The organism is Pseudomonas synxantha BG33R (assembly GCF_000263715.2).
GTDB classification, from domain to species: Bacteria; Pseudomonadota; Gammaproteobacteria; order Pseudomonadales; family Pseudomonadaceae; genus Aquipseudomonas; species Aquipseudomonas synxantha_A.
The window spans coordinates 6,196,090-6,216,510 of the sequence record NZ_CM001514.1 but is presented as its reverse complement, the minus strand read 5'-3'; the positions used below and the strand labels follow the sequence as shown (position 1 = coordinate 6,216,510).

Annotated in this window: 17 protein-coding genes; 8 read left to right on the top strand and 9 right to left on the bottom strand. The window is 59.7% G+C overall.

All coding sequences use genetic code 11. From position 1 onward, the window contains the following. Positions 1 to 79 precede the first annotated feature (79 nt). From PSEBG33_RS00355 to aspA, 6 genes are all read right to left on the bottom strand, one after another. Entirely contained in the window at positions 80 to 1,171 is a 1,092-nt protein-coding gene (locus tag PSEBG33_RS00355) for a polyamine ABC transporter substrate-binding protein (RefSeq protein ID WP_005792549.1), read from the bottom strand. Continuing rightward, positions 1,168 to 2,202 carry a histone deacetylase family protein gene (locus tag PSEBG33_RS00360; protein WP_005792548.1) on the bottom strand — a complete coding sequence of 345 codons (1,035 nt, stop codon included), beginning with the start codon at positions 2,200 to 2,202 and terminating at the stop codon, positions 1,168 to 1,170. The genes PSEBG33_RS00355 and PSEBG33_RS00360 overlap by 4 nt, the downstream gene beginning before the upstream one ends. Before the next feature lie 132 nt (positions 2,203 to 2,334). Then, the gene (locus PSEBG33_RS00365; protein WP_005792547.1) at positions 2,335 to 3,327 is read right to left on the bottom strand and encodes an AraC family transcriptional regulator; all 993 of its coding nucleotides are present in this window, start codon (positions 3,325 to 3,327) and stop codon (positions 2,335 to 2,337) included. 49 nt (positions 3,328 to 3,376) lie between these two features. Next, positions 3,377 to 4,354, bottom strand: a complete 978-nt coding sequence (locus PSEBG33_RS00370) for an asparaginase (protein ID WP_005792546.1) — start codon at positions 4,352 to 4,354, stop codon at positions 3,377 to 3,379. A gap of 76 nt (positions 4,355 to 4,430) precedes the next feature. Continuing rightward, positions 4,431 to 5,876, bottom strand: a complete 1,446-nt coding sequence (locus tag PSEBG33_RS00375) for an alanine/glycine:cation symporter family protein (RefSeq protein WP_005792545.1) — start codon at positions 5,874 to 5,876, stop codon at positions 4,431 to 4,433. Between the two features lie 392 nt (positions 5,877 to 6,268). After that, positions 6,269 to 7,693, bottom strand: coding sequence for an aspartate ammonia-lyase (gene aspA, locus PSEBG33_RS00380; RefSeq protein ID WP_003195657.1), 1,425 nt, complete (start codon positions 7,691 to 7,693; stop codon positions 6,269 to 6,271). 183 nt (positions 7,694 to 7,876) lie between these two features. On the opposite strand from aspA, the gene PSEBG33_RS00385 reads away from it, so the two are divergent. After that, positions 7,877 to 8,788, top strand: a complete 912-nt coding sequence (locus tag PSEBG33_RS00385) for a LysR substrate-binding domain-containing protein (RefSeq protein WP_005792544.1) — start codon at positions 7,877 to 7,879, stop codon at positions 8,786 to 8,788. Positions 8,789 to 8,848: 60 nt separating this feature from the next. On the opposite strand, the gene PSEBG33_RS28260 is transcribed toward PSEBG33_RS00385, so the two are convergent. After that, positions 8,849 to 10,717: a hypothetical protein gene (locus PSEBG33_RS28260; protein ID WP_005792543.1), complete on the bottom strand. Its 1,869-nt coding sequence runs from the start codon at positions 10,715 to 10,717 to the stop codon at positions 8,849 to 8,851. Positions 10,718 to 11,101: 384 nt separating this feature from the next. Between PSEBG33_RS28260 and purE the strand changes: the two genes are divergently transcribed. The 4 genes from purE (at position 11,102) to PSEBG33_RS00405 (ending at position 13,655) form a co-directional block, all read left to right on the top strand. After that, the gene (purE, locus tag PSEBG33_RS00390; RefSeq protein ID WP_003195648.1) at positions 11,102 to 11,593 is read left to right on the top strand and encodes a 5-(carboxyamino)imidazole ribonucleotide mutase; all 492 of its coding nucleotides are present in this window, start codon (positions 11,102 to 11,104) and stop codon (positions 11,591 to 11,593) included. A gap of 11 nt (positions 11,594 to 11,604) precedes the next feature. Then, positions 11,605 to 12,690: a 5-(carboxyamino)imidazole ribonucleotide synthase gene (locus tag PSEBG33_RS00395; protein ID WP_005792541.1), complete on the top strand. Its 1,086-nt coding sequence runs from the start codon at positions 11,605 to 11,607 to the stop codon at positions 12,688 to 12,690. A gap of 105 nt (positions 12,691 to 12,795) precedes the next feature. After that, positions 12,796 to 13,041 carry a GlsB/YeaQ/YmgE family stress response membrane protein gene (locus PSEBG33_RS00400; RefSeq protein ID WP_005792540.1) on the top strand — a complete coding sequence of 82 codons (246 nt, stop codon included), beginning with the start codon at positions 12,796 to 12,798 and terminating at the stop codon, positions 13,039 to 13,041. A 77-nt stretch (positions 13,042 to 13,118) separates the two neighbouring features. Next, complete coding sequence (locus tag PSEBG33_RS00405) at positions 13,119 to 13,655, top strand: DUF3299 domain-containing protein (protein ID WP_032803754.1); 537 nt, start codon at positions 13,119 to 13,121, stop codon at positions 13,653 to 13,655. Between the two features lie 57 nt (positions 13,656 to 13,712). On the opposite strand, the gene PSEBG33_RS00410 is transcribed toward PSEBG33_RS00405, so the two are convergent. Both PSEBG33_RS00410 and PSEBG33_RS00415 read right to left on the bottom strand, forming a co-directional pair. Next, positions 13,713 to 14,612, bottom strand: a complete 900-nt coding sequence (locus tag PSEBG33_RS00410) for a D-hexose-6-phosphate mutarotase (RefSeq protein WP_005792538.1) — start codon at positions 14,610 to 14,612, stop codon at positions 13,713 to 13,715. Between the two features lie 59 nt (positions 14,613 to 14,671). Then, positions 14,672 to 15,076: an acyl-CoA thioesterase gene (locus PSEBG33_RS00415; RefSeq protein ID WP_003176975.1), complete on the bottom strand. Its 405-nt coding sequence runs from the start codon at positions 15,074 to 15,076 to the stop codon at positions 14,672 to 14,674. 405 nt (positions 15,077 to 15,481) lie between these two features. Between PSEBG33_RS00415 and PSEBG33_RS00420 the strand changes: the two genes are divergently transcribed. The 3 genes from PSEBG33_RS00420 to PSEBG33_RS00430 all read left to right on the top strand — a co-directional run bounded on the left by PSEBG33_RS00420 (position 15,482) and on the right by PSEBG33_RS00430 (position 20,406). After that, positions 15,482 to 16,771: an MFS transporter gene (locus PSEBG33_RS00420; RefSeq protein WP_005792537.1), complete on the top strand. Its 1,290-nt coding sequence runs from the start codon at positions 15,482 to 15,484 to the stop codon at positions 16,769 to 16,771. A 197-nt stretch (positions 16,772 to 16,968) separates the two neighbouring features. Continuing rightward, positions 16,969 to 17,955: a phosphate ABC transporter substrate-binding protein PstS gene (locus PSEBG33_RS00425; RefSeq protein ID WP_005792536.1), complete on the top strand. Its 987-nt coding sequence runs from the start codon at positions 16,969 to 16,971 to the stop codon at positions 17,953 to 17,955. 417 nt (positions 17,956 to 18,372) lie between these two features. Then, entirely contained in the window at positions 18,373 to 20,406 is a 2,034-nt protein-coding gene (locus PSEBG33_RS00430; RefSeq protein WP_198287296.1) for an ABC transporter permease subunit, read from the top strand. Positions 20,407 to 20,421 lie beyond the last annotated feature (15 nt).

Genomic DNA, 20,421 nt, shown 5'->3' with positions numbered 1-20,421 from the left:
CGCGGCCACACAGAGAGGCGGTGCTTAGATAGGCCACCTTCACAAGCGCATTCGAAGGTACACGTCAAACCAAGGTGCTTCAGGTGCCGGATTTGATCCTGGTCCAAGCCCTTGTCCTGGCGCGTTCGGCTTTGCTGTCCAGGGGGATGAGGGTGTAGAGCGTGGCCATGGCGGTGTCGGTCGGGTACAGGTTGGGGTTGTGGCGAATGGCCGGGTCGACCCTCTCGGTAGCGTCCTTGTTTGGGTTGGGGTACCCGACGAAGTCACTGATGGGTGCGATCACTGTGGGTTGCAGCAGGTAGTTGATGAAGGTGTAGGCGTCGTCCGGGTTTTTGGCGCCTTTGGGAATGGCGAGCATGTCGAACCAGATCGGCGCGCCTTCCTTGGGCAGGCGCATGTCCACGGTCACGCCATTCTTGGCGTCTTTGGCACGGTTGGCGGCTTGGGAAAAACTGCCGGAATAGCCCACCGCCACGCAAATATCCCCGTTGGCGATGTCGGCCATGTATTTGGAGGAGTGAAAGTAAGTGATATACGGGCGGATCTTTATCATCAGCGCTTCGGCCTTGTCGTAGTCCTTGGGATTGTCGCTGTTGGGGTCCAGGCCAAGGTGTTGTAACGCCAGGGGCAGGATTTCCGAGGGCGAGTCCAGCAGTGCGACGCCGCATTGCTTGAGCTTGCTGAGGTTTTCCTCCTTGAAGATCAGGTCCCAGCTGTCCACGGCGGCGTTGTCGCCCAGGGCTGCCTTGACCTTGGCTGGGTTGAAGCCGATCAGGATGGTGCCGTACATGTAGGGCACGGCGTATTGATTGCCGGGGTCGTTGGCTTCGATCAGCTTCATCAGCTTGGGGTCCAGGTGTTTCCAGTTGGGCAACTGGCTTCGATCCAGGGGCTGGAACACACCGGCTTCGATCTGCTTGGCCAGGAACACATTGGACGGCACCACCACGTCATAGCCGGAGTTGCCGGTGAGCAACTTGGCTTCCAGGGCTTCGTTGGTGTCGAAGATGTCATACACCAACTTGATCGACGGGTGCTGGGCCTTGAAGTCTTCCAGCGCCTTGGGCGTGATGTAGTCGAACCAGTTGTAGACCTTCAGGGTTTTTTCTTCGGCCTGGGCTGCGCCACTGACAACCACGGCGCACAGGGCGAGCGACTTGAGTATGTTCATTGGGCTGCTTCCTCGAAACCTTCCAGCACGTTGACGGCGTTGATTCCGATTTCCTCCACTGCGTAGCCGCCTTCCATCACGAACAGCGTGGGCTTGCCCAGGCGGGCAATGCGCGCGCCCATGGCCAGGTAGTCCGGGCTGTCGAGCTTGAACTGCGAGATAGGGTCGTCCTTGAAGGTGTCCACGCCCAGGGACACCACGATGATGTCGGCGGCGTAGCGCTCGATCTCTGTGCAGGCTTGTTCAAGCGCTGCGCTCCAAGCCTCCCAGCCTGCACCTGCGGGTAGCGGGTAATTGAAGTTGAAACCTTCTCCGATGCCTTCTCCCTGCTCATCTGCATACCCGAGGAAGAACGGAAACTCTGCCTCCGGATGGCCGTGGATCGAGGTGAACAGCACGTCGTTGCGTGGGTAGAAAATCGACTGCGTGCCGTTGCCGTGGTGGTAATCCACGTCGAGGATCGCGACCTTTTTGCAGCCCTGATCAAGGAACGCCTGGGTCGCGATGGCTGCGTTGTTTAGGTAGCAATAACCGCCCATCAAATCGCTGGCGGCATGATGCCCGGGCGGGCGGCACAGCGCGAAGGCACTGTGGGCGCCCTGCGCGATGGCGGCCTGGGCTGTGAGGGCGACTTGCGCGGCGCTGTAGGCCGCTTGCCAGGTGCCGGCGGTGATCGGCGCGCCACCGTCGAAACTGTAATAACCCAATTGGCCGTGCAGGCTGGTGGGCATCACGCGGCGCAAGGTGCGGGCGGGCCAGGTGTAGGGCAACAGGTCACCGTCCTGGCCGTATTCGGTCCAGCGTTGCCAGGCGCCCTTGAAGAAGTCCAGATAGTCGCGGCTATGAACGCGTTGCAGCGGCGCCAAGCCGAAATCCTGCGGTGCCTGCACCGGTCCCAGTTCCCGCGCCTTGACCCGTTGCAGCACGTGGTCGGCACGCGAGGGCATTTCAAAGCAGGGCATCAGTTGCCCGTCCATCAGTTCACAACGGCCGTGGTGCAGGTGGTGATCGTCCGAGTAGATCGTCAGCATTTTTTGTTCTCCGCAGGCTGTATCGGTGCATGCAGTCTTGCGGCGAGCGCGGTTTATGAGAACGTCAGGAGAGGCCAAAAGGGGATCAATGTGGCCAATTTGTGTGTCCGTAATTCGCCCCGCATTGGGGCGTCATGCGCGAAATTGGCTCGGCGTCACGCCGCTCCAGCGCACGAAGGCATGCCTGAAACTCGCCGTTTCGCTGAACCCCAGCGTCTCGGCAATTCGGTGGATCGGCCACAGGTTCTCAGCCAACAACTGTTTGGCGCGTTCAAAGCGCAACTCATCGAGCAGTTCCTGATAGCTGCAGCCCAGGTCATGCAGGTGCCGGCGCAGGGTGCGCGCCGAACAGTTCATCTGCTGCGCCAGGCCATCGAGCCCAGGGGCGGCGTGCAGTTGTGCGGCCAGCAACTGGCGGATTCGCCCCAGCCAGGCCTCGCGCCCGGTGAATTCGGTATTTTGTTTGCGGCAACGTTCGACCATGGCCTGGTGGGTGACCGTGTCGGCCAGGGGCAACGGTTGGGCAAGCCAGCGTTTATCAAAGGCGAACGCGTTGGCGATAGCCTGAAACTGTAGCGGGCAGTCGAAGCTCTCGGCGTAGCGCGCCTGATAATCCGGCGCGTCGTGCTCAAAACGGGCGCCCAGCAAGGGCAGGGGATGGCCGAGCAGGTCGTCACAGATGACCTTCAGTGATCCCAGACACAACTCGACATTGAAGGCGGTCAGGGCCGGGTTTTCGCGGTAGTCGCCGGCCGTGAACCAGATACGTTCGCCGTCTTCCTCCAGGCTCAGTTCGAAGAGTGTTCCCAACAGCGCCGGATACCGCAGGGCCAGGTGCAAAGCGTCACCGAAAGTGGCACTGGTGAGCAGGGCATAGCCCAGTATGCCGTAGGAAGAAACATGCATACGCCGGCCAACGATCAGGCCGATATCGCGCTGACGGGCCACGGCATTGGCGCACACTTGCATCTCTTGGTGCGTAGCGATGCGCGTGTCGGCGCGGCTCAAGTCCGCCGCGCAGATGCCGCTGCCGGCCAGCAACGCTTCGTGGGGCAAGCCTTCGGCCTCGAAGGTACTGAGTACCAAGGACACGGCATTGAGGGTGGTGAGGTGGGAGTGCAGCATGGGAACTTCCAGCCAGGAGAGGCTGGAAGTAGAGCAAGTTACATGCCGGTCAGCTCAGTTCGCCGCACAGGTCCAATTCCACCAGGCGACGGATTTCGCTGGTCTCCAGCCCGGCACCGAGCAGGGCGTTGAGCTTGCCGAACGCTGCCTCGCGGGTCATGCCGCCACCGGACAGTACGCCCACATCGCGCAGGCGGCTGCCGGCCTCGTAGACGTCCAGCTCTACACCGCCTTCATGGCATTGGGTGATAGCAACCACCACCACATCCTGGTCCTGCGCACGTTGAAGGCTGGCCAGGAAGGCTGGGTTGTCACTTGGCCCGGTGCCGCTGCCGAAGCACTCCAGTACCAACGCCTGAATGCCGCTGCCGATTACGGCGTCCAGTTGCGCGGCATCAATACCCGGCACCAACGGCAGCACGGCGACATTCGCCAAGGCTTTGGGCTGACGGTAATCCAGCGCGGCCGGCAGGGACTCGGCGCGGGCAATGCCACCCTGGCGTTGCAAGGTCGCAAACGGATTGCGCCCGAAACTGCGAATTTTTGCGCAACGGGTCGGCGCCATCAGCGCGCCGTGGAAGTACAGGTGTACACCCGCTGCCAGGCCTTCGCCCAATGCGGCCAAAGCACCGCTGACATTTTCCCAGGCATCGCTGTCCGGCACGCCGGCCGGCAACATCGAGCCGGTGAACACCACCGGTGCGGGCAAGCCCAGCAATTGGAAACTCATGGCCGCCGCGCTGTACGCCAGGGTGTCGGTGCCGTGCAGGATCAGCACCGCGTCGCAGCCGTCGTCCACGGCTTCAACCACGGCGGTACGCAGGCGCTGCCAGTAGGCAGGGGTCATGTTGGCGCTGTCGATCAGTGGCGACATTTCCTGGAAGCGCCACGCGGGCACTGGCGCGTCGGCAAGCTGTTCGCGCATACGCGCCTCAAAACCTGAAGCGGGCGCCAGGCCATTGGCGCTGGCCTGCATGCCGATGGTGCCGCCGGTGTAGAGCACCATCACGTTGTTAGCTGGTTGCATGAGAAATCTCCTGAACGAAAAACGCCGCCGGGCCCAGAGCATGCCCAAGGCCGGGCGGCGTGTCATCTAGCGGTGATCAACGTTGCGCTTGAGCGCTCAGTTCAGCCGAGGGTGCTGCTTCAGGCTTCACCGGATTGGCCGGCCAGGCTTTGCGGTCCAGGTCCAGGTCAGGGAACTGGCTGGAGTCGAACACCGGGGTCTTGATGCCCGCTGCACGCTGGTTGTCGTAGTCGTTGAGGATGCGCATGGCGATCTTGAACAGGAACGCCAGGGCGAACAGGTTGACGAAGGCCAGCATGGTCATGGTGATGTCGGCGAAGGCGAACACGGTGCTCAGGTTCTCGATCGAACCCCAGAAAATCAGCACCAGCACCAATGCGCGATAGCCCATCAGCACCTTGCGGTTATTGCCGACCAGAAAGCGCAGGTTGCTCTCGCCCAGGTAGTAGTTGTACATGATCGAGGTGAACACGAACAACGCCAAGGCCACCGAGATGAACATGCGGCCCCAGTCACCGACCACCGCCGCCAGGGAGTTCTGGGTCAGGGCAATGCCGTCGCCTTCAAAGCCTGGGGTGTAGAAACCCGACAGCAGGATCAGCAATGCGGTGCAGGTGCAGATCACGAAGGTGTCGAGGAACACGCTGAACGCTTGCACCACGCCCTGGGCGATCGGATGCTCTACCGAAGCCACCGCGGCTACGTTAGGCGCACTGCCCAGACCTGCTTCGTTGGCGAACACGCCACGTTTGACACCCATGATGATCGCGCTGCCCACCAGGCCACCGAAGGCTTGGTCGAGGCCGAACGCGCTCTTGACGATGGTCGCGAGCATGGCCGGCACGTGGTCGAATTGCAGCACGATCACGTACAGGGTCACGGCGATGTACACCAGGGTTTTGACCGGTACCAGCAGGTCGGCAATCGACGCAATACGCTTGATCCCGCCAATGAACACCAGGCCCAGCAACACCGCCAGCGCGAGGCCGGTGTAGGTGGTGTCGAGGCCAAAGGCGTTATTGAGCGAGTGGGTCACGGCGTGGGCTTGCAGGCCGTTGAAGGCAAAACCGAAGGTCACCAGCAGCAGGAACGCCATGACCATCCCCAGCCAACGCTTCTGCAGGCCGTGCTGGATGTAATAGGCCGGGCCGCCGCGATAGGTGCCTTCAGCGTCGGTGCGCTTGTACAACTGGCCGAGGGAGCACTCGATAAAGCTCGAAGACATGCCCACCAGCGCGGTGACCCACATCCAGAACACCGCCCCCGGACCACCCAGGGTCACAGCAATACCGACACCCGCGATGTTACCGGCACCCACGCGGCCGGCCAGGCTGAGCATCAGCGCCTGGAACGAGCTGAGTTGACCGGCGCTGCTCTTGAGGCTGTCTTTAAACACCGAGAACATGTGGAAAAAGTGACGCAATTGAACGAAACGCGAGCGGATCGTGAAATAACCGCCGAGCCCGACTATGAGCACGATCAGTACTTTCCCTGAGAGGAAGTCGTTGATGACTTCGAGCATGGAGTGTTCCTCGCTGATTTTTCTGATGGCAAACGCAGGACGGTCCGACGCATCGCTCAGCACCAGGCAGTGCACGACGCTTCGATCCCCATCCTTTTGCGGGTGTTGTTATTCATGCGGTTTCGCGTGGTACCCGGGCCTCGTTACCGATGGCCGCAGACGCGAGAGGGGCGGCACTATACCTAGGCGAGACTGATCCGTCTGCACGGGCTGATTAAAGGTTTCAGCCACGCGGTGGCAAGCAAGGTGGGTTTGCAGGGCGATATTGGAGTTTTTATGGGCTTCATTTCACAACCTTGAGGCAAAAAAAAGGGCCTGAAGAACGAGCCTTCAGGCCCTCAAAAGGTGAGAGGTGTCTAGTCCCTCAGCCTGGTGAGCGGTGCAACAAACGCTTAGGCCTTCAGCGGGACCAAGCGTGGAGCGATCATGTTTTCCGGGCGCAGGATGTCGTCGAGCATGGCGTCGTCGAGCAAGCCTTCTTCACGCACCAGTTCCAGCACGCCGCGGCCGCTTTCAAGAGCGATACGCGCGATGCGGGTGGCGTTTTCATAGCCGATGTAGGGGTTCAGCGCGGTGACCAGGCCGATGGAGTGCTCCACCAGTTCGCGGCAGCGTGCTTCGTTGGCGGTGATGCCGACGATGCAATGCTCGCGCAGCATGTCCATGGCGCGTTGCAGCAGGCGGATCGAGTCGAAGATCTTGAAGGCGATCAGCGGCTCCATCACGTTCAGTTGCAGTTGGCCGCCTTCGGCTGCCATGGTCAGGGCCAGGTCGTTGCCGATGACCTGGAATGCCACCTGGTTGACCGCTTCCGGGATCACCGGGTTGACCTTGCCGGGCATGATCGAGCTGCCTGGCTGGCGCGCCGGCAGGTTGATCTCATTGATGCCGGTGCGTGGGCCGCTGGACAGCAAGCGCAAGTCGTTGCAGATCTTCGACAGCTTCACCGCGGTACGCTTGAGCATGCCGGAGAACAGCACGAAGGCGCCCATGTCGGAGGTGGCTTCGATCAGGTCAGCCGCCGGTACCAGCGGCTGGCCGCTGATGGTGGCCAGGCGTTGGACGGCCAGGGCCTGGTAGCGTGGGTCGGCGTTGATGCCGGTGCCGATGGCGGTGCCGCCCAGGTTCACTTCGGTGAGCAGCTCCGGCGCCAGGGTCTTCAGGCGCGCCAGGTCTTCACCCAAGGTGGTGGCGAAGGCGCGGAATTCCTGGCCGAGGGTCATCGGCACGGCGTCTTGCAATTGGGTGCGGCCCATTTTCAGTACATGGCTGAACTCGGCGCCTTTGGCGGCGAACGCCTGGATCAGGCTGTCGAGGCTGGCCAGCAGCGCGTCATGGCCCAGCAGCAGACCCAAGCGGATCGCGGTCGGGTAGGCGTCGTTGGTCGACTGCGCCATGTTCACGTCGTTGTTGGGGTGCAGGTATTGGTATTCGCCTTTCTGATGGCCCATGGCCTCCAGCGCGATGTTGGCGATGACTTCGTTGGCATTCATGTTGGTTGAAGTGCCAGCGCCGCCTTGAATCATGTCCACCACGAACTCTTCGTGGAAATCGCCGCGGATCAGGCGGGCACAGGCTTCGCTGATGGCAGCGTGCTTGGCTTCGCTGAGCTGGCCCAACTCGCGGTTGGCGTCAGCTGCTGCTTGCTTGACCATTGCCAGGCCGACCACCAATTTCGGGTAATGCGAAATCGGAACGCCCGAGAGGCGGAAGTTGTTCACCGCTCGCAGGGTCTGGATGCCGTAATACGCTTGAGCAGGTACTTCGAGTACGCCAAGCAGGTCTTTTTCTGTACGGAAAGATGCAGCAGAGGACATGACGGAAATCATCTCGATATGGACCCGGAACTGGCCGGAACGCTGCGAATGCTAGGCTTGTAGAAGTTTTTGGGCCAATGCTGTTAAACACTGGGCTATGCACAAACGGCATAATGTGGATGTGACCCAGCCATGATGGCGGGCGTGTGTGCCAAAATGGTGCATTCGGCGTGGGAGGCAATGATGAACCTTGAAAGCAAATGGCTGGAAGACTTCAGCGCCCTGGCGGCGACCCGCAGCTTTTCCCAGGCTGCGGAACGGCGCTTTGTGACCCAGCCGGCGTTCAGCCGGCGTATCCGCAGCCTGGAAGCCGCGTTGGGCCTGACCCTGGTCAACCGCTCGCGCACGCCCGTGGAGCTGACAGCGGCGGGGCAGTTGTTCCTGGTGACGGCGCGCACCGTGGTCGAACAGCTCGGTGAAGTACTGCGGCATTTGCATCACCTGGAAGGCGGGCAGGGTGAAGTCATGCAAGTGGCTGCCGCCCACTCCCTGGCACTGGGCTTCTTCCCGCGCTGGATCGCGCAACTGCGCAACGAGGGTTTGAACATCGCCACCCGACTGGTCGCCACCAACGTCGGCGATGCGGTGCACGCCCTGCGTGAAGGCGGCTGTGACCTGATGCTGGCGTTCTACGACCCGGACGCGGCGATGCAGATGGACGCGGAAATCTTCCCGTCGCTGCATCTGGGCAACACCGAGATGCTCCCGGTGTGCGCCGCCGATGCCGATGGCAAACCGCTGTTCGATCTGGAAGGTGAGGGCAGTGTGCCGTTGCTGGCCTACAGTGCTGGTGCGTTCCTGGGGCGTTCGGTGAACCTGTTGCTCCGCCAACGCGCCCTGCGTTTTACCACCGTGTACGAAACCGCCATGGCTGACAGCCTCAAAAGCATGGCGCTGGAAGGCTTGGGGATTGCCTGGGTGCCGCAGTTGAGTGTGCGTGCCGAACTGGCGCGTGGCGAACTGGTGGTGTGCGGCGGCCCGCAATGGCATGTGCCGCTGGAGATTCGTCTGTATCGCTGCGCGTTGGTGCGCAAGGCGAACGTGCGGTTGCTGTGGCGCAAGTTGGAGGGTGGGGCGGCGAGTCCTGGAGGTTGAAAAAGATGAAGGCCGCGGGGTTGGACCTTCACCTTTATTTGGATGGGCAGCGGCGATCAATCAATCGAACTGGCCAAGGTAGGTTTTGATGGTTTCTCTGTTTCTGTCGCTAAATCGATAGGCATTGAGGCGCAAAACTGAGAATTCGTCATTTACGTGCATGGTTGTTTCGTTCCACCAGCCATTGTAGATGATCTCTCCTGCGTCATGCTCCGCACCCAGCATGTGCCCTACTTCATGTGCGGCCGTTCGGTAGTTTTGGAGCGTCGCGATTGCAAATTGACCTCCAATTTCATTGACGAACCCCCGTGCCGCACTTGGGACCGGGATATGGCGAGTGAGCAGGATGAACTTGTCAAGGGGGGACGTGGTTTGCGATGTTTTATTTAAATATTCAGTCACCGCATTCACCCATCGGGTGCTGGCGTCGAGAGTGGTGTCCGAGTGGTATTTGAACTTATACAGTTCGGGTGCGGACTCTTTTTTTATTTCTATGAGTTCAACAGTGCGACCTGATAATTGTTCAATTTCATCAATCACCCAAGAAAAATAATATTCTTTTATTGAGGCAAAGGTGTATGTTTTGAGTGACCATTTAAAATAAAGGTCCGATAAAAATTGCCAGGTGTTAAATTCAAGATCTTGATGAAGAATGATGTGAAGTTTTATCGGTCGTAATGGCTTTTTCTCGTTTTCTGCGATTGCGCTAGGAGGCGTCTCCGGTACGTTAGCGGGTTGATTATTCTCTGGTGCTCCTGCGGTTATTTGGTTTTTTTTCCAGGCCTCCAATGCAGGAAGCGCATGGTTCTTCAGACACTCGCCGAAAAAATCGAAATCTCGGTGATTTATCCAATAACGACGAAGGGTGTTCTGCAAGTGTTCGGGCGGGATGGGCGGGTGATCCGCCACTGACCACATATGGATGAGATTCTGTTTTTGTTGGTCGATCAGCCCCTGGATGTAGTCACTGAAGAATAATTGATCCGTTGAAAAGCTGGCCAGGCGAATGTTCTGCTCATCCAATTTCCTTTGAGTGATCAAGCGATGAGTGGCAGCGCGTTGACTGAAGGCGATGCACGGGAATAGTGGGTTTTTTTCTATCTGCGGATTGATAAGATAAATAGCCAGATAGGCCTTTACCATGGCAACAGAATCAAATTGCTGTATTTTCATTCGGGGCATATACAGCACGCAGGGATTCTTGTCACCGATGTGGTTTTCAGGTTTCAGTGTGATCAAAAAGGCGCCGGTGAGCGGAATGTCAGGCTGGGATTCTGACGCTGGTAGTGTAAGCGATATCTTATAGAAGCACACCGCGGGTACGATGTTTAAATCTGCAAGGCGTAAAAGTAAAGAAGCACTTTCCAGGTTAAGAGAGCTATCCGCTGTTCTCACGCTTCTGGCGCACTGTAATTGGACGGCCATGGCGTTGGCGACATAGTCTTTGTTGGTGAGTGGCAATGCTTTATGAGGGGCGGTCCAGAAGTTATCGACCAGATCCAGGTAATAGTTGATGCCCTTGAGTTTAAACAGGACTGCGTGGATTACAGTTTGATAGTCGATTGATAGCAGATGTGGCCTGGGGCCTCCTGTGCTGAGAAAAACGCAGTCACTGTTGTAGCTTGTCGGTGCCGAATCGAAGAATAGTATTGAATGGATAATAGCGATCAGTTTATTTTCGCTCGGTATTGGCGCGTTGTCTGAGAGCGCTTGCGAGGTGAGGAAGACAATCTCATCGAGCGTGGCCTCATGCAAGAATGGTTCGAGGGCTTGGTTCAGTAATGCGAATGCACTCGTTATGAAGTCGGGGAAATCAGCCAGTGTGTGTCTTACGTGTTCGTTAAACCTGCGCAATATAAATGCCGGCAAGGGCATTTCCATCGTTATGATGCTTTCAGCCGATGGCTGGTCAGGGGTAGGGAGCGTCATACTTGTTATCCTTAACATTCTATTTAAAGGGTTTTATAAAACTGTTAATAGAATAAAGTTCTCGTTATAAGGTGTCTTGACGATTAAGCATCAGAGGTTGTCGTAACCGTCTACCGTTTACCGAATAAAAATCAAAAAGGAGGCGAAGATGTTTTGCTTGTAGAGGGGGCTCGGTTTGTTGACCCGCAAGACAAGACGGTGTGTTTTAACCGTGTAAGACAGATGGTCATCTCAGGGGCTGTTTATCTGGATTATTACGGTATACTGCGCGGCCTTCGGCCGGTCCAACCGGCCTTAATTCGTACACCAAGCCACGCCGGATTTCCCGCGTGGCTTGTTGTTTTTTGACGCGCCTGCGGGCGCCCAGAGAGAAGAGGCACGACGATGAGTGCATTGGTTGGCGTGATCATGGGCTCCAAGTCCGATTGGTCCACCCTTAGCCACACCGCCGATATGCTGGAAAAACTCGGCATTCCGTATGAAGTGAAGGTGGTCTCTGCCCACCGCACCCCGGATTTGCTGTTCCAGTATGCCGATGAAGCAGAATCCCGTGGCATCGAGGTGATCATCGCCGGTGCCGGCGGTGCGGCGCACCTGCCAGGCATGTGTGCGGCCAAGACCCACCTGCCTGTCCTGGGCGTGCCGGTGCAGTCGTCAATGCTCTCGGGCGTGGATTCGCTGTTGTCCATCGTGCAGATGCCGGCTGGCATTCCGGTGGCAACCCTGGCGATCGGCAAGGCCGGTGCGATCAACGCAGCCTTGCTGTCGGCCAGCATCCTGGGCGCCAAGCACCCGCAGTTTCATGCGGTGCTGAAAAAATTCCGTGCTGAGCAGACAGACAGCGTGCTGGACAATCCAGACCCACGCATCGCCTGAGGTTGTTATTGATGAAAATCGGAGTAATCGGTGGCGGCCAATTGGGCCGTATGCTGGCCCTGGCGGGTACGCCGCTGGGCATGAACTTCGCCTTCCTGGACCCTGCGCCGGACGCCTGCGCCGCAGCCCTGGGTGAACACCTGCGTGCTGACTACAGCGACCCGGACCACCTGCGCCAACTGGCCGATGAAGTCGACCTGGTGACCTTCGAATTCGAAAGCGTCCCGGCCGAAACCGTGGCCTTCCTGTCCCAGTTCGTGCCTGTGTACCCGAGCGCCGAAGCCCTGCGCATCGCTCGCGACCGCTGGTTCGAAAAAAGCATGTTCAAGGACCTGGGCATCCCGACGCCGGCCTTCGCCGATATCCAGTCCCAGGCAGATCTGGATGCGGCCGTCGCCAGCATCGGCCTGCCTGCGGTGTTGAAAACCCGCACCCTGGGTTACGACGGCAAGGGTCAGAAAGTCCTGCGCACCGCGGCCGATGTGGTCGGTACCTTTGCCGAGCTGGGAAGCGTTGCCTGTCTGCTGGAAGGCTTCGTGCCGTTCACCGGCGAAGTCTCGCTGATCGCCGTACGCGCCCGTGATGGCGAAACCCGCTTCTATCCGTTGGTGCACAACACCCACGTCAACGGCATCTTGAAAGTGTCGGTAGCCAGTACTGACCACCCGCTGCAGGTCCTGGCCGAAGATTATTCCAGCCGTGTGCTCAAGCAGTTGGATTACGTTGGCGTGATGGCGTTCGAGTTCTTTGAAGTCGACGGTGGCCTCAAGGCCAACGAAATCGCCCCGCGTGTGCACAACTCCGGGCACTGGACCACTGAAGGCGCCGAATGCAGCCAGTTCGAAAACCACCTGCGGGCCGTGGCGGGCTTGCCGTTGGGCTCCACGGCCAAGGTCGGCGAGAGCGCCATGCTCAACTTCATCGGCGTGGTACCGCCGGTTGAGCGGGTGATTGCCATCGATGATTGCCACCTGCATCACTACGGCAAGGCGTTCAAGGCCGGACGCAAAGTCGGCCACGCCAACCTGCGCTGCAAGGATCGTGCGACGCTGCGAGCGCAGATTCTCAAGGTTGAGGCGTTGATCGCCGAACAATAAGCCTGGCCACGGCGGGAACCATTGGGGCTCGCCGTCTCTCTGATTGCAGGATGCCAAAGCCTGACTAGGCTTTGGCATGACTCATACCAATCAGAGGGAAATTCCATGGGTATCATCGGAACCATTTTTATCGGCTTGATCGTCGGCCTGCTGGCGCGCTTCCTCAAGCCTGGCGACGACAGCATGGGCTGGATCATGACCATCCTGCTGGGTATCGCAGGTTCGCTGGCGGCCACCTACGGCGGTCAGGCCCTGGGGATCTACCAGGCAGGCCAGGGCGCGGGCTTCATCGGCGCGCTGGTAGGTGCCATCGTGTTGCTGGTGATCTACGGCCTGATCAAAAAGAAGTAATCAGCCGACAAAGTCCTCTGCGCTGCGCAGGCGCAGAGGGCTAGAATGCTCGGCACTTGTATTTGCAGAGCCTCTCCATGCGCCGTCTATTCTTGACTCTCCTCCTGCTGGGCTCTGGCCTGGCGCACGCTGGCGAACTGCCGGAAACCGACTGGCTCGACCTGATGCCGCTTTCGGACCAGAAAGCCCTCGAAGCCATGCCCGAGATCGACCATAACTCCCCCGAAGCCCAAGGCACGTTCACCGAAAAGGGTGGCTTGAAGCAGAGCAAGGGCCTGCCCGCGGTGATGTATTCCACCAAGACCGTGGCGGCCATGAACGGCAAGAATATCCGCATTGGTGGGTATCCGGTGCCATTGGAGACCGATGCCAAAGGCCGCAGCACGCTGTTCTTCCTGGTGCCGTATCCGGGCGCCTGCATCCATGTGCCGCCACCGCCGCCTAACCAACTGGTGCTGGTGCGGTATCCCAAGGGGTTGAAGCTGGATGATATCTACACGCCGCTATGGGTCACGGGCACGTTGAAGGTGGAGAAGGTCAATAACGACTTGGCGGATGCAGCGTATGCGCTGGAGGCGGGGAAGGTGCGGGTGGTGAAGGAGTCCGATCTCTAAAGCCCAACACATAACCAATGTGGGAGGGGGCTTGCTCCCTCCCACATTTGATTGGGTTTACAAGGTGATACTGGTGATGCTCACGCCCAGAGTGTGGCTTTCACCGGCCGCCAGGCTTACCACATCATCCAGCACATTCGCCGTCTCGATGCACAACATGCCCTGCCAGCCATCGTCAGCCATGTCATCAAGTGCCTTGGCCCGTTCGGTCCAGGGGTTCCAGATCACAGTGGACTTCGAGCCTTCGCTGGTGAGTTGGACGCGGCGCTGCCAGTCTTTATCGACAATGCTCAACTGCGCCGGTGTATCCAGGTAGATGCGATCGGTTTCGCCAGTGAAGTGCAGCAGCCCGGCTTGCTGCTTCTCGGTCCACCCATCAGCAGTATCGATATAGGCCAAGCCATCCACCCCCTCGACCTGCACGTTGCGCACGTCGCTCACAGCGAAGTAGGTGTGCAGTGCCTGGCTGAAGGTCACGGTGTCGGTGCCGCGGTTGTGGCTGGTGAGGCGGATATGCAGTTGGTCGTCCAGCAGCAGGCTCAACTTCAAGTCGACCTTATGGGGCCAGCCGGGGAAGCCGTTCGCAGGAGTCGGCAGCACCAGCTCGATACGCAGGGCTTCACCTTCGATTGCCGTCCCGGCCAACTCCCAGAGCGCGGTGCGCACAAAGCCGTGGGCGCCGGCAGGCTGATCGCTTTGGCGCATGGCTTTTACACTCTGCGGGTTACGGTCGAAAACACCAAACCACGGCCAGCACACCGGCACGCCGGTACGGATGCCTTTGCCCCGCTTGAACACCGCCGCAGGGTTCGGCCAGATCAGTGGCTGTTCGCCCTCGCGCTGGTAACTGAAGATATGCGCACCCTGTTGGGCCACCATCAGCTCGGCGCCGTTGTGGCGGATGCGCCAGCAGTCCAGCTCGTCGATTTTCATCGTCTCAACGTGGGGCGTAGGCATAACAAAGCTCTCTCAAGTGGCAGGCAATGGGGCAATTGACCGTTAAAACCCGGCGAGGTTTAACGCGCCCGTGACGGTACCGAACGGGTGCGACCGCTGCCGTCGATGGCGACGAACACAAATACCGCCTCGGTGACCTTGCGCCATTCGCTGGACAGCGGGTCATCGCTCCACACTTCGACCATCATCTGGATCGAGCTGCGACCAATTTCCAGAGCCTGGGTATAGAAGGAAAGCTGTGCACCCACGGCTACCGGTACCAGGAAGGCCATGCGATCAATGGCGACGGTGGCTACGCGCCCGCCGGCGACCTTGCTGGCCATTGCCGTGCCTGCCAGGTCCATCTGCGCGACCAGCCAGCCGCCGAAGATATCGCCAAAACCATTGGTTTCACGCGGCAGTGCAGTGATTTGCAGGGCGAGATCGCCTTGCGGGATAGGATCTTCTTGTTCGAGTTCGATCATGCCGAGGGTGCCTCTGACCCGTGACGCTTCATGGGTATTTGAAGTGGATAGCCGTCTTCTGGAAAAACGTTTCAGCACCAACATACACCGCTCGATGCGTTTCTCGTAAGGCGAACTAAAGGGAAACTCTGCCAAATCGGCTGGATGGTACCCAACAACGTTTTGGCACAGCAGCCCCTCAAGACAGCGGGTCTGGCGCTTGCACTGGCGAGTATATCGAGACCCTGGCGCCACGACGACCTCCGGACGCTCATTTGGTCGGTAAATAGACGCTGTATCGGGGCTTTTGCGCGCAACTGTGTTCCTGGCGCTGTGCTTTTTCAGGCGATTTGCTATCTTGCCAAACCCGCCGCAAGTCACGGGCGTGCAGTCCTTTACGATGATTACTATAAGAGAAGCCTTGCCATGTCCTCCGTGCCCGCAAGCAGTGCGCAGCCCTCGCGCCCGCTGACCCGCAACGACTACAAAACCCTGTCGCTGTCTGCCTTGGGCGGGGCGCTGGAGTTCTACGACTTCATCATCTTTGTGTTTTTCGCCACCGTGGTCGGGAAACTGTTCTTCCCCGTCGACATGCCCGAATGGCTGCGCATGATGCAGACCTTCGGCATCTTCGCCGCCGGCTACCTGGCCCGCCCCTTGGGCGGCATCATCATGGCGCACTTCGGCGACCTGCTGGGGCGCAAGAAGATGTTCACCCTGAGCATCTTCATGATGGCCGTGCCGACCCTGATCATGGGCTTGCTGCCGACTTACGCGCAGATTGGCCTGTGGGCGCCGCTCTTGCTGCTGCTGATGCGCGTCATCCAGGGGGCGGCGATTGGCGGCGAAGTACCGGGCGCCTGGGTGTTCGTCTCCGAGCACGTTCCGCCGCGCCACATCGGCTACGCCTGCGGCACCCTGACCAGCGGCCTCACCGCCGGTATTCTGCTCGGCTCGCTGGTAGCTACTGCGATCAATACGGCCTATACCCCGGAGCAGGTCTCCGATTACGCCTGGCGGATCCCATTCCTGCTTGGTGGTGTATTCGGTCTGTTGTCGGTGTATCTGCGCCGCTGGCTGCATGAAACACCGATCTTCGCTGAGATGCAGCAACGCAAGACCCTGGCTGCCGAGCTGCCGTTGCGCGCAGTGCTGCGTGACCACCGTGGCGCCATTGTGTTGTCGATGTTGCTCACCTGGCTGCTGTCCGCCGGCGTCGTGGTGGTTATCCTGATGACGCCGACCGTGCTGCAAACCGTCTACCACTTCAGCCCCACGGTGGCACTGCAAGCCAACAGCCTGGCCATCGTGACCCTGAGCCTGGGTTGCATCGCCTCGGGTGCCCTGGCCGACCGTTTTGGCGCCGGTCGCGTGCTGGTCACCGGTTGCGCACTGCTGCTGGCGACCTCCTGGACGCTGTATCACAGCCTGATGGCCCACCCGGACTGGCTGTTTCCGTTGTACGCATTGACCGGTTTGTTCGTGGGCACCATCGGTGTAGTGCCCTACGTGATGGTCAAGGCGTTCCCGCCGGTGGTGCGTTTCAGCGGCCTGTCGTTCTCCTACAACGTTGCTTATGCCGTGTTCGGCGGGTTGACGCCATTGGCGGTGTCGCTGCTGATGAAGGAGAGCCCGATGGGCCCGGCTTACTATGTGGCCGTCCTGTGTGTGATGGGGATGTTGGTGGGTGGGTATCTGTGGAAACGCGGCCGCTGACGCCAGCCTGATCTACTGTGGTGAGGGAGCAGGCTCCCTCGCCACAAGGAGAGTGTGTGTTCCGTTTTTGACTTCGCATACCTTTGCTTCCCGATAGTGGCCTTTCATCTAATTGTCACATTGCAGACATAGAGTGTTCACACGGCCTCTCGATACTTGGCCCCGATCCAATTATCCCTATCTGCTAGGAGCAAGGCATGAAACTGAAACGTTTGATGGCGGCAATGACTTTTGTCGCTGCTGGCGTTGCGACCGCCAACGCGGTGGCCGCTGGTGTTGATCCGGCAATCCCGGCGTACGTCAAGACCACTGGTGTGTCGGGCAACCTGTCCAGCGTCGGCTCCGACACCCTGGCTAACCTGATGACTTTGTGGGCTGAGGGTTACAAAAAGGAATACCCGAACGTCAACATCCAGATTCAAGCTGCCGGTTCCGCCACCGCGCCACCTGCGCTGACTGAAGGCACCTCCAACCTGGGCCCGATGAGCCGCAAGATGAAGGACACCGAACTGGCGGCCTTCGAGCAGAAGTACGGTTACAAGCCAACCGCTATCCCGGTTGCCGTGGACGCCCTGGCGGTGTTCGTGCACAAGGACAACCCGATCCAGCACCTGACCATGGAGCAAGTCGACGCGATCTTCTCCTCGACTCGCCTGTGCGGCGCCAAAGCTGACGTTAAAACCTGGGGCGACCTGGGTGTGACCGGCGACCTGGCCAACAAGCCAGTGCAATTGTTCGGGCGTAACTCGGTATCCGGCACCTACGGCTACTTCAAGGAAGAAGCCCTGTGCAAAGGCGACTACAAGCCAAACGTGAACGAACAACCTGGCTCGGCTTCGGTCGTGCAGTCGATCAGCTCCTCGCTGAACGGCATCGGTTACTCGGGCATCGGCTACAAGACCGCCAGCGTGAAGACCGTGGCCCTGGCCAAGAAAGGCAGCACTGACTTCATCGAAGACAGCGAAGAAAACGCCCTGAACGGCAAATACCCGCTGTCGCGCTTCCTCTACGTGTATGTCAACAAAGCCCCGAACAAGCCGCTGGCCCCGCTGGAAGCCGAGTTTGTGAAACTGGTGCTGTCCAAGCAGGGCCAGGAAGTTGTCGTCAAGGACGGCTACATCCCACTGCCTGCCAAAGTGGCCGCCAAGGCCTTGGCTGAGCTGGGTCTGAAAGAAGGCAACTAAGCCTGCGATACCCGGTGTAATACCGGGCCCGTGTGGGAGCCCGCTCCCACACAAAGCCCGGTTACATCCCTAATTTTAAGTCCGCTGCCAGCTTTGCTTCGCGGCGGATTTGTTGCGTCACTGCACTGTCATCTTTCTGTCATACAGGATCGCTAGGGTGTGCGCATGAATGATCTGGCCAATTCCACCATGACGACAACTTCTCCCCCCAAGCGCATTGATTTCAATACGCCTGAGCTGCAACGCAAGCGCCGCATTCGCGCGCTCAAGGATCGCCTGACTCGCTGGTACGTGCTGGTCGGTGGCCTCGCCGTCCTCGGCGCCATCACCCTGATCTTCTTCTTCCTCGCCTACGTCGTTGCACCTCTGTTCCAGGGCGCCTCGTTGACCAGGGAAGACGCGCTGACACCCGCCTGGATGCAGGACGCCGGCAAGCCGTTGATGATCTCCCTTGAAGAACAGAACCAGGTTGCCATGCGGGTTTCCGACAAGGGCCAGGCGCTGTTTTTTGAAGTGGACTCCGGCGCTGAGCTCAAGCGTGTCGACTTGCCGCTTCCGGCCGGTGCCAGCGTTGCTTCTATTGGTGAAGACCAGCCGGGAAGCCCGCTGGTTATCCTTGGTTTGTCCAATGGCCAGTCCCTGGTGTTCCGCCACACCTACAAGGTGTCGTACCCGGATGGCAAGAAGACCATCACCCCGGCGATCGAATACCCCTACGGCGAAACGCCGATTGTGTTGGATGACGCCGGACGACCACTGGAACACGTCGCCCTCAACGCCACCGACTCCACCCTGGTGGTGGCCGGCTCGGCCGGTTCGCACCTGAACGTGCTGTCGTTGAGCCGCGAGGAAAACATGATGACCGGTGAAGTCACCAGCGAGCAGAAGCGCATCGAGCTGCCGCAGATGACCGAGCCTGTGAAAGCCATCTTTGTCGACCCACGCCAGCAATGGCTTTACGTGATCAACGGTCGCGCCCTGGCCGACGTGTTCAGCCTGCGCGACAACAGCCTCAACGGTCGCTACAAACTCCTGGAAGACGGCGCAGCCGAAGTCACCGCCAGCACTCAGCTGGTGGGCGGTATCTCGCTGATCGTCGGCAACTCCAAGGGCGGCCTGGCCCAGTGGTTCATGGCCCGTGACCCGGATGGCGAGCAACGCCTGAAACAGATCCGCACCTTCCAGATGGGCACTGCGCCCATTGTCGAAATCAGTGCTGAAGAGCGCCGCAAAGGTTTCACCGCGCTCGACGCCTCGGGTAAGTTCGGCGTGTTCCACAGCACCGCCCACCGTACCCTGCTGGTGGACCCGGTGGTCGACGGCCAGGGCCTATTCGGCATGTCGCCACGGGCCAACCGTGTGATCGTCGAGGCCGGCGGCAAGCTGCAACCGTTGCTGCTCGACAACCCGCACCCGGAAGTCTCGTGGAGCGCGTTGTGGAGCAAGGTCTGGTACGAGAACTACGACGAGCCTAAATACGTCTGGCAGTCCACCGCCGCCAACACCGACTTCGAACCCAAGATGAGCCTGGCCCCGCTGACCTTCGGCACGTTGAAGGCTGCGTTCTACGCCATGCTGCTGGCCGCGCCACTGGCGGTTGCCGCCGCGATCTACACCGCGTACTTCATGGCCCCGAGCCTGCGCCGCAAGGTCAAGCCAGTGATCGAGCTGATGGAAGCCATGCCGACCGTGATCCTCGGCTTCTTCGCCGGCCTGTTCCTGGCGCCGTACGTGGAAGGGCATCTACCGGGGATTTTCAGCCTGCTGATGCTGTTGCCGATTGGCATCCTGGTCGCCGGTTTTGTGTTCAGCCGCTTGCCCGAATCGATTCGCCTGCGGGTGCCGGACGGCTGGGAAAGCGCGATCCTGATCCCGGTGATCCTGTTCGTGGGCTGGCTCTCGCTGTACATGAGCCCGTACCTGGAAACCTGGTTCTTTGGCGGCGACATGCGCATGTGGATCTCCCATGACCTGGGGATCACCTACGACCAGCGCAACGCCCTGGTGGTTGGCCTGGCCATGGGTTTTGCGGTGATCCCGAACATCTACTCGATCGCCGAAGACGCCGTGTTCAGCGTACCCCGCGGCCTGACCCTGGGCTCCCTGGCCCTGGGCGCCACGCCCTGGCAGACCATGACCCGTGTGGTGATCCTGACCGCCAGCCCGGGGATTTTCTCGGCGCTGATGATCGGCATGGGCCGTGCCGTGGGTGAAACCATGATCGTGCTGATGGCCACCGGTAACACCCCGGTGATGGAGATGAACCTGTTCGAGGGCCTGCGCACCCTGGCGGCCAACGTCGCGGTGGAAATGCCCGAGTCGGAAGTCGGTGGCAGCCACTACCGCGTGCTGTTCCTCTCGGCGCTGGTGCTGCTGTTGTTCACGTTCATCATGAACACCCTCGCCGAGCTGATTCGTCAGCGTCTGCGCAAGAAATACTCGTCGCTTTAAGAAAGGTAGAAGTCT

Bases quoted from the DNA above. Each gene is read 5' to 3' on its own strand.
- PSEBG33_RS00370 (WP_005792546.1), bottom strand. From the start codon at position 4,354: ATGCAACCAGCTAACAACGTGATGGTGCTCTACACCGGCGGCACCATC.
- PSEBG33_RS00405 (WP_032803754.1), top strand. From the start codon at position 13,119: ATGCGCCGTCTATTCTTGACTCTCCTCCTGCTGGGCTCTGGCCTGGCG.
- PSEBG33_RS28260 (WP_005792543.1), bottom strand. From the start codon at position 10,717: ATGACGCTCCCTACCCCTGACCAGCCATCGGCTGAAAGCATCATAACG.
- purE (WP_003195648.1), top strand. From the start codon at position 11,102: ATGAGTGCATTGGTTGGCGTGATCATGGGCTCCAAGTCCGATTGGTCC.
- aspA (WP_003195657.1), bottom strand. From the start codon at position 7,693: ATGTCCTCTGCTGCATCTTTCCGTACAGAAAAAGACCTGCTTGGCGTA.
- PSEBG33_RS00365 (WP_005792547.1), bottom strand. From the start codon at position 3,327: ATGCTGCACTCCCACCTCACCACCCTCAATGCCGTGTCCTTGGTACTC.
- PSEBG33_RS00420 (WP_005792537.1), top strand. From the start codon at position 15,482: ATGTCCTCCGTGCCCGCAAGCAGTGCGCAGCCCTCGCGCCCGCTGACC.
- PSEBG33_RS00425 (WP_005792536.1), top strand. From the start codon at position 16,969: ATGAAACTGAAACGTTTGATGGCGGCAATGACTTTTGTCGCTGCTGGC.
- PSEBG33_RS00395 (WP_005792541.1), top strand. From the start codon at position 11,605: ATGAAAATCGGAGTAATCGGTGGCGGCCAATTGGGCCGTATGCTGGCC.
- PSEBG33_RS00415 (WP_003176975.1), bottom strand. From the start codon at position 15,076: ATGATCGAACTCGAACAAGAAGATCCTATCCCGCAAGGCGATCTCGCC.
- PSEBG33_RS00410 (WP_005792538.1), bottom strand. From the start codon at position 14,612: ATGCCTACGCCCCACGTTGAGACGATGAAAATCGACGAGCTGGACTGC.
- PSEBG33_RS00385 (WP_005792544.1), top strand. From the start codon at position 7,877: ATGAACCTTGAAAGCAAATGGCTGGAAGACTTCAGCGCCCTGGCGGCG.
- PSEBG33_RS00430 (WP_198287296.1), top strand. From the start codon at position 18,373: ATGCAGGACGCCGGCAAGCCGTTGATGATCTCCCTTGAAGAACAGAAC.
- PSEBG33_RS00355 (WP_005792549.1), bottom strand. From the start codon at position 1,171: ATGAACATACTCAAGTCGCTCGCCCTGTGCGCCGTGGTTGTCAGTGGC.
- PSEBG33_RS00400 (WP_005792540.1), top strand. From the start codon at position 12,796: ATGGGTATCATCGGAACCATTTTTATCGGCTTGATCGTCGGCCTGCTG.
- PSEBG33_RS00375 (WP_005792545.1), bottom strand. From the start codon at position 5,876: ATGCTCGAAGTCATCAACGACTTCCTCTCAGGGAAAGTACTGATCGTG.
- PSEBG33_RS00360 (WP_005792548.1), bottom strand. From the start codon at position 2,202: ATGCTGACGATCTACTCGGACGATCACCACCTGCACCACGGCCGTTGT.